General features: G+C 34.8%; 6 protein-coding genes. 2 read left to right on the top strand and 4 right to left on the bottom strand.

All coding sequences use genetic code 11. From position 1 onward, the window contains the following. From HCB45_RS04355 to murB, 4 genes are all read right to left on the bottom strand, one after another. A partial coding sequence (locus HCB45_RS04355; protein ID WP_185618981.1) for an MFS transporter occupies window positions 1-1183 on the bottom strand: 1183 nt, incomplete at its 3' end. An 18-nt stretch (window positions 1184-1201) separates the two neighbouring features. Beyond that, the gene (locus tag HCB45_RS04350) at window positions 1202-2470 is read right to left on the bottom strand and encodes an alkaline phosphatase family protein (protein WP_185618979.1); all 1269 of its coding nucleotides are present in this window, start codon (window positions 2468-2470) and stop codon (window positions 1202-1204) included. A 63-nt stretch (window positions 2471-2533) separates the two neighbouring features. Then, a complete protein-coding gene (locus tag HCB45_RS04345) occupies window positions 2534-3571 on the bottom strand; it encodes an AI-2E family transporter (protein ID WP_185318764.1) in 1038 nt (345 codons plus the stop codon). A 28-nt stretch (window positions 3572-3599) separates the two neighbouring features. After that, window positions 3600-4496 (bottom strand): UDP-N-acetylmuramate dehydrogenase, encoded by an 897-nt coding sequence (gene murB, locus HCB45_RS04340; RefSeq protein ID WP_185618977.1) that lies wholly within the window; start codon window positions 4494-4496, stop codon window positions 3600-3602. A 217-nt stretch (window positions 4497-4713) separates the two neighbouring features. Here murB and HCB45_RS04335 point away from each other — a divergent pair, with 217 nt between their 5' ends. Then, complete coding sequence (locus HCB45_RS04335) at window positions 4714-5697, top strand: ABC transporter ATP-binding protein (RefSeq protein ID WP_185318766.1); 984 nt, start codon at window positions 4714-4716, stop codon at window positions 5695-5697. Then, on the top strand, window positions 5694-7208 hold the full coding sequence (locus HCB45_RS04330) for an ABC transporter permease/substrate-binding protein (protein ID WP_185618975.1): 1515 nt from the start codon (window positions 5694-5696) through the stop codon (window positions 7206-7208). Before HCB45_RS04335 ends, HCB45_RS04330 begins: the two co-directional genes overlap by 4 nt. The last annotated feature ends 19 nt before the right edge of the window (window positions 7209-7227 follow it).

Below are 7227 nucleotides of genomic sequence, written 5' to 3'. Positions count from 1 at the left end.
GAACAATTAAGCTAGCTACCCCGTACTGTGTTTTCCCGGTTATTTGTGTGATTACACCCATCAGTGCCGGCCCCATAATTGCTGAAAATTTACCAAAAATATTATAAAAACCGTAAAATTCATTAGAACGTTTTTTAGGAATAATTTTCCCGAAAAATGATCTGCTTAACGCTTGAATACCACCTTGCGAAGTTCCAACTAACATCGCTAAAATCCAAAAATCAAGCGATGTTTTCATGAATACCGCGTAAATACAAATGATAATATAAACAAAAATTGCAGTGGAAATAAGCGGTTTGGCACTAAAACGTTTAGCTAAGTAGCCGTATAACAATGTAAACGGAAAGGCCACGAGTTGCGTCATTAAGAGAATTAAAATCAATGTCGTTTGCGAAATTCCTAAGTCAATTCCGTAAGAAGTCGCCATCCGGAAAATCGTATCCACCCCATCTATGTAGAAGAAATAGGCAATTAAAAAGATAACAATATTTTTATGTTCACTAATATGACTTACTGTATGAAATAACCTTTTAAAACTTGTTGTGACTGGTTTTTTCACTGCAGGAATATAATGGATTTGATGCACATTTTTCCACATAGGAATCGTGAAAAATAGCCACCAAAGCGCCGTCATAACAAAACCAATATTGACAAGTGCGACATCGCTAATCGGCAATATACCAGTCGCTTGGAAAATAATAAAGATAATAAAAGGGATACAACTTCCTAAATAACCATACGCATATCCGGCAGATGACACTTTATCCATTCGATTATTCGTTGTTACATCAATTAAAAATGCATCATAAAAAATATTTGCCCCCGAAAAACCGATTAATGATAACACATAAAAGCCAAGTAACAAAAGCCAAGCATCAGTAGGAATAAAAATAAGTAAGAAAGTAAAAGCAATCCCTATTGCTGTAAAAATGCCGAAAAACCGTTTCTTAAAAAATTGATAATCAGCTATCGTACCAAGGATTGGTGCAAGTAATGAGATAAGTAAAGTACCAATCGAATTTGCATAACCCCAGTAAGCAGTTGAAGTCGTATCAGCAATTCCTGCATTGGCTGCCACCCCTTTAAAATAAATCGGCAAAATGGCAGTTGTAATCATAATAGAATAGGCAGAATTCGCCCAATCTTGAAAAATCCAGCTTTTTTCCTCTTTTGTATATGCCAAATGTATTTCCCCTCTTTTCTATTCGAATAGCGCTTCTATTACAGTACCAGCAGTATTTGGAAATTGTAAGCCTAAAATTCGGGCAAATGTTGGAGCTTCATCAACTAAATGTGCACTGGCAATTTTTTCGCCTTTTTTAATGCCAGGTCCGTTAAAAATAATTGTTGTTTTATAATCCGGTTTACTTGGAGAATAGCCGTGAACCGCCTTGTAATAACCTGGTTTTCCAAGCGTCTCCTCAGTCACTTTTTCGTAAAGTGGACCATCTATGTCATCCATAAAGTAGTAACCACTCTTCCCCTCTACCATAAAAGTAGCCTGGCTGTCAGCGCCTCGACGTGTTAATTCCTTCGTTGACAAAATTTCTTCTATTTCGTTGATGCTTTGTAGTAAAAACTCGATTTCTTGGTTATGTTTTTCATTTTTCGTATAAATATAACAAGAACCATCACAGCTTTTGGCATATACTTTCCAGTCTGTAATCTTGCCATCTACCACTGTTAGCCAGCCTTTTTCAGCAAAGAGAACATTTAAGCGGATTGCGTGCGTTACATTTATTTGATAATGATCACCTAAAATAGCGAAAATTGTATTTTCATAAATACCAGCATCTTTCGTGGCTTGAATAATTTCAGCTAAACGGTTGTCATGTCTTTTTAAAGCAGCTTTTGCTTCTGTTGAATGAACTCCGTGGGCATGACGCATGCTATCCATATCTACTAAATGTGTTAAAAGTAAGGTCGGTTTTTTTGTTTTTATTGTATCTACAACACTTGCTGTCAAAAATATATCAAGCTCTGGTTGATTTATCCCTTTTCGTAAATGTCCAAATTTCCGGTCCATATCGATTAAAAATAAAGATGAACTAGCATGAAGCGACACCATCATTTGCGTTAACCAAAAGCGATTTGGGAAAATTTCAGCAATATTATAATCAATATTACTTTTTGCTGCAACTGGCCATAAAAATGCTGCGGTTGTCATTCCTTTTTCTTTTGCTAAATCATATAAAGTAGGAACTTGAATCGCTTTTTTATACCAAAACCAATCTGGAGAATCTTTCTCGGGTTGAATTTTTGTGTTATTAATAATACCGTGAGTTGTCGGATAATGACCAGTAATAATACTCGTATGTGCTGGATATGTAAGTGATGGATAAATCGTTTCTACTTCTTGAATATGTGTCCCTGTCTGAATTAATTCTCGTAAAACTGGTAACTCAGACGTATCCTTTAAATCAAGTGCTCCTAGCGCATCTAATGAAATCACAAAAAGATGTTGTTCCATTATGCTTTCCCCCCTTTAAAAAACAGGGGTTTTCCAGCTAATCTGGAAGAACCCCCGTGTGAATTACGTATGACTGATTGTATCTTTTGGTTGGTTAATTTCTTCTTGATTTGTGACACCTAGGACATCCAAGAAGAACATTACAACTGGAATACCAACAATTAATCCCCAAATTCCAAAGAAATGCTCTCCGAAAATAAGAATAATGAAAGTATAAAAAACTGGTAAATTTGTTTTTGCCGACATAAGTTTTGGATTAAGTACATAAGATTCAAGTGCATGAATAATAATAACTACTATTAAAATGTAGAAAATATATTCTATGCCCCCAATAGAATATCCAATAATGGTTAAAGGAACAAGGGAAATGATTACTCCTGCTACAGGAATCAAGCCTAGTAAGAAAACCATAATTGATAGCGTCATTAGCTGCGGGAAACCTAAAATCCATAGCGCAATCGTCGTGAGAATAGCATTAACAAGAGCGATGATAAATTGAGCTTCAATTACTTTCCCAAAAGTAGCTACAAACTTGGAACCAAAGAATTTTACTTCTTCGTAAATAAACCCTATTTTACTGGTGGAAAATTGATTAGTAAATGAAATCAAATGATCTTTTCCTAATGAGAAAAACAAACTTAGCATCAGTGCGATAAATACATTCATCAACACTGTCCCAACGTTGGTCAAATAAGTTAGAATCATTGAAACGCCTTGTTCTGTGTATTTCATAATATCAAATTGATTTGCTAAACTAACAATGTAGTTAATAAAATCATTATTACTATCTGTTTTTAAGAAGCTATTACCAAATTTCACTAATTGATTTATTTGATCTGCTAAAACAGGGATATACTTCACGAAAACAAATACGATAACACCAGCAATTAAAACATAAAGCAACAATACAATAATTTGTCGATATATTGAAATTCGTCTTAAAATAAAATTTTCTAGACGAGTGATAAGATATGAAAAAATAAATGTTAATAAAATAATATTCATTTGGCTTCTGAGTAAATAAAGTACGAAAGCAATTAGAAGAAATACGCCAACACGTCGTACGCTTCGATTCTGTAAAAATAAACTAAACTCTTTCAAAAATGTATGACCTCCTACTTAAATATAACTATTTGTCTTCACCAATAATTTTAACTTCTGTTTCTAATTCTACATCAAATTTTTCACGTACAGTTTGTTGTACATGAGCAATTAAATTCATATAATCAGTAGCTGTCGCACCACCAATATTGACAATAAAACCAGCATGTTTTAGGGAAACTTGGGCGCCACCAATAATATGGCCTTGTAAGCCACTATCTTGAATTAGTTTGCCAGCAAAATGGCCTGGTGGACGTTTAAATACACTTCCGCAAGATGGATATTCTAAAGGTTGTTTTGACTCTCTTAAAGCAGTAAGTTCGTCCATTTTTGTTTGGATAATATTTCTGTCTTCTAATTCAAGTGCAAAGGTTGCGTCTAATACAATATAGTTTTTTTCAGCAATCGTACTAAAACGATAAGCTGCTTTTAGCTCAGAACGCTTTAATTTTTTTAATTCGCCCGACTGTGTTAAAACAGTTGCCGCTTCAAGAACATCGCTAATTTCGCCTCCATAAGCACCTGCATTCATATGTAATGCGCCGCCAATTGATCCAGGGATGCCACAAGCGAATTCAAGTCCACTCAAACTTTCATCTAATGCAAATTTTGCTGTATCAATTAACTTAGCCCCACTCATCGCGATAATTTGTGTATTTTTTCTTTCAATGGATTGAAGTAAGTCTAAGTGCAGAACTACTCCACGAATACCACCGTCTTTTATAATTAAATTAGAGCCATTACCAAGAATGGTAAGCGGTAATTTGTTTTGATGACAATAAGTAACGATTTCCTGAGTTTCTTCTATTGTTTTTGGCAAAACAAAAATATCCGCATTTCCACCTGTTTTCGTATACGTATATTTAGATAAGGGTTCATTTAATTTAATAGCTATATGAGGAAATTGTGCTTGCAAGTTGTTCATTATTTATTTCAAACCTTTCATTGATGTAATTTAGAAAATTCACTTCCTTTATTTTATCATGGAACCTAACTTTTACAAAGAAATCCATAGTTTTTTATTAAAATAGGAATATATAGTAATAATTTAGGGTAATTGGATGATATGTTCTTGAGAATTAAAATCAGAAATGATATGATATAGAACATATATTCGATTAAATGAAGAAAGGGATGAAAAAATGATTCGTTTTGATAATGTATCCAAAAAGTACAGCGATGATAAGACAGCAGTGAATAATGTTACTTTGGACATAAAAGATGGCGAGTTCTTTGTTTTCATCGGACCTAGTGGTTGCGGGAAAACAACAACATTAAAAATGATTAATCGCTTGATTCCACTTACAACTGGAACCATTTATATTAATGAAAAGCGCATTAGTGATTACGATATTCATGAACTCCGCTGGGATATTGGCTATGTTTTACAGCAAATAGCACTGTTTCCTCACATGACAATTGAAGAAAATATCGCTATTGTTCCAGAGTTAAAGAAATGGAGTAAAGAAAAAATCCATGATCGAATTACCGAATTACTTGATAGTGTGGGTTTAGATGCAGAAAGCTATCGCCATCGTAAGCCTGCTGAATTATCTGGCGGAGAGCAGCAGCGTGTTGGTGTTGTTCGCGCACTTGCGGCCGATCCAGGAATTATTTTAATGGATGAGCCTTTTAGCGCGCTTGATCCTATTTCACGCCAACGTCTACAACAAGACATTTCCACACTTCAAAAGAAAATCAAGAAAACAATCGTATTTGTTACCCATGATATGCAAGAAGCTCTGGCACTTGGAGACCGGATTTGTGTAATGCAAGACGGCGAAATCGTCCAAGTCGCTACTCCACAAGAAATTGTAAAAAATCCTGAAAATGATTTTGTTAAAGATTTCTTAGCTTCTGGGCACGCGTTCAATACACCTATATTAGAATCAAGTTTTACAGTAAATGATTTAATAGAGGCTGATTTGTTTTACGCATATCAAGCTAGTGACGGGACGATGGGAATTTCCTCGAACGAACCAGTTGAAAATCTAGTTCGCCGCATTGCCGAAGAACAATCGGTTCCAGTTAAGAATGAAACCGGTCAGTTTATCGGTACGATTACTAATAAACATGTGATGCAATTTTTAGCGCGTCATCTTGAAAGTTCGGGTGAGCTTGTATGAATACATTGTTAGATACATTTGCTGTCCGTAAAGATGAACTATTCACGGCCTTAGTACAACACATTCAAATTTCGTTCGTATCCCTTTTTATTGCTGTACTCATTGCTTTGCCCCTAGGTATCTACTTAACTAGACATAAACGACTTGCTGAACCAATTATTCAAGTAGCTGCTATTTTTCAAACAATACCTTCCCTTGCTCTACTTGGGTTATTAATTCCACTTGTCGGTATTGGGATAGTTCCAGCAATTATTGCGCTTGTAATCTACGCCCTGTTGCCTATTTTAAGGAATACATATACTGGGATAAAAGAAGTTGACCCAGCCCTTGTCGAAGCTTCACGCGCAATGGGAATGAACAAATGGAAAAGATTATATAAAGTACAACTACCTCTTGCAATGCCTGTAATTATGGCTGGTATACGTACAGCTATGGTATTAATTATCGGTACGGCGACCCTTGCTGCATTAATTGGTGCTGGTGGTCTGGGGGACTTGATTTTACTTGGTATTGATCGTAACGATAATAGTTTAATTCTGCTTGGTGCAATTCCAGCAGCATTACTCGCAATCTTGTTTGATTTTCTACTACGCTTTCTGGAAAAAGCCTCTTTTAAGAGTACGATTATTACGATTTCAGCAGGAATTTTACTCACTGCCGCAATCATCGTCGTTCCTTATTTTGCTTCCGATAAAAAAGAAATTACAATCGCTGGTAAACTAGGCGCAGAACCAGAAATTTTAATTAATATGTACAAATTAGTTATTGAAGATGAGACAGATTTAAAAGTTAATGTGAAACCTAATATGGGTAAAACAAGCTTTGTATTTAATGCTTTAAAATCAGGTGATATTGATATTTATCCTGAATTTACAGGTACCGTATTAGAAACTTTCTTAAAAGAAAACGCAAAAACGCATAATCCAGAAAAAGTTTATACGCAAGCACGTGATGGTTTAGCAAAAGATTTTGATATGACATACTTAAAACCAATGGAATACAATAACACTTATGCGCTTGCTGTTTCACCTGAATTTGCTAAAGCAAACAAATTAGAGAAAATATCTGATTTAAATCCAGTGGTTGATCAAGTTAAAGCTGGATTTACTCTAGAGTTTAAAGATCGTTCAGATGGTTATAAAGGAATTCAAGATAAATATGGACTTACTTTCCAAAACTTAAAAACAATGGAACCAAAACTTCGCTATAATGCGATTAAATCTGGTGATATTAACCTGTTAGATGCTTATTCAACTGATAGTGAACTTGCACAGTACAAGCTAAAAGTGCTAGAAGATGATGAACAACTCTTCCCTCCTTATCAAGGTGCACCTCTTATGCTGAAGAAAACATTAGATAAATATCCCGAACTAAAAAAACCACTAGATAAACTTGCAGGAAAAATTACAGACGATGAAATGCGTAAAATGAACTATGAAGTGAACGTAAATGGTAAATCGGCTTATACGGTTGCTAAAGAGTATCTTCAAGATCAAGGAATTATTAAATAAGAAAAAGCTAAGTGGTTTT

Origin of the sequence: Listeria farberi (assembly GCF_014229245.1) — a bacterium.
GTDB classification, from domain to species: Bacteria; Bacillota; Bacilli; order Lactobacillales; family Listeriaceae; genus Listeria; species Listeria farberi.
The sequence above is the reverse complement of the archived record's forward strand: the minus strand, read 5'-3'. Positions and strand labels throughout refer to the sequence as shown.